The following is a 1,107-nucleotide window of genomic DNA, read 5'->3' on the forward strand; positions in this document are numbered from 1 at the left end:
GTCGTCGCGGGCGCGGTCGCCGCCAACCAGAAGGTCCGCGGCCACACGCTGGTCTGGCACAACCAGACCCCGTCGTGGGTGCAGAGCCTGTCCGCGACGGACATGCGCTCCGCGATGGTCAACCACATCAACACCGTGATGGGCCACTACAAGGGCAAGGTGTTCGCCTGGGACGTGGTCAACGAGGCGTTCGCGGAGGACGGCACGCGGCGGCAGTCGTTCTGGCAGCAGAGGCTCGGTGACAGCTTCATCGCGGACGCGTTCCGGGCCGCCCGGGCCGCCGACCCGTCGGTGAAGCTGTACTACAACGACTACAACACCGACGCCATCGGCGCGAAGAGCGACGGCGTCTACAACATGGTCAAGGCGTTCAAGCAGCAGGGCGTGCCCATCGACGGCGTCGGGTTCCAGGCGCACATGATCGTCGGCCAGGTGCCCTCCTCGTTGCAGCGCAACCTCCAGCGGTTCGCGGACCTCGGCGTCGACGTGGCCATCACCGAGCTGGACATCCGGATGAAGACCCCGGCCGACAGCTCGAAGCTGGCCCAGCAGGCGAAGGACTACGCCGCGACCACGAACGCGTGCCTCGCGGTGGCCAGGTGCGTCGGCATCACGACCTGGGGGTTGAGCGACAACCACTCCTGGATCCCCGGCGTGTTCCCCGGCGAGGGCGCGGCGCTGCCGTTCGACGGCAACCTCCAGCCCAAGCCCGCCTACAACTCGATGAGCGCGGCTTTCGCCGCGGGCACCACGACCACCACCACGAGCACGACGAGCACCACGACGAGCACCACGACGAGCACGACGACCAGCACCACCACGACCACGTCGGACCCACAGCCGACGGGGTGCTCCGCCACCTACCGGATCACCGGCCAGTGGCAGGGCGGTTTCCAGGCCGAGGTCACGGTGAGCGCCGGTTCGTCGTCCATCAGCCGGTGGGCGGTCAGCTGGACGTTCACCGACGGGCAGACCATCAGCTCCTCGTGGAACGTGGCGCTGACCACCCAGGGCTCGTCCGTCACGGCGAGGAACGTCTCCTACAACGGCAGCATCCCGGCCGGTTCCAGCACGACCTTCGGCTTCGTCGGCACCTCCAACGGTGGC

Annotated in this window: 1 protein-coding gene; it reads left to right on the top strand. The window is 68.4% G+C overall.

Translation table 11 applies throughout. The features are described 5' to 3' along the window. Positions 1–1,107, top strand: a 1,107-nt coding sequence (locus AB0G02_RS41780) for an endo-1,4-beta-xylanase (protein ID WP_360806594.1), incomplete at both ends; no start/stop codon positions are given.

It is taken from the genome of Actinosynnema sp. NPDC023658, assembly GCF_040639995.1.
Taxonomy (GTDB): domain Bacteria; phylum Actinomycetota; class Actinomycetes; order Mycobacteriales; family Pseudonocardiaceae; genus Actinosynnema.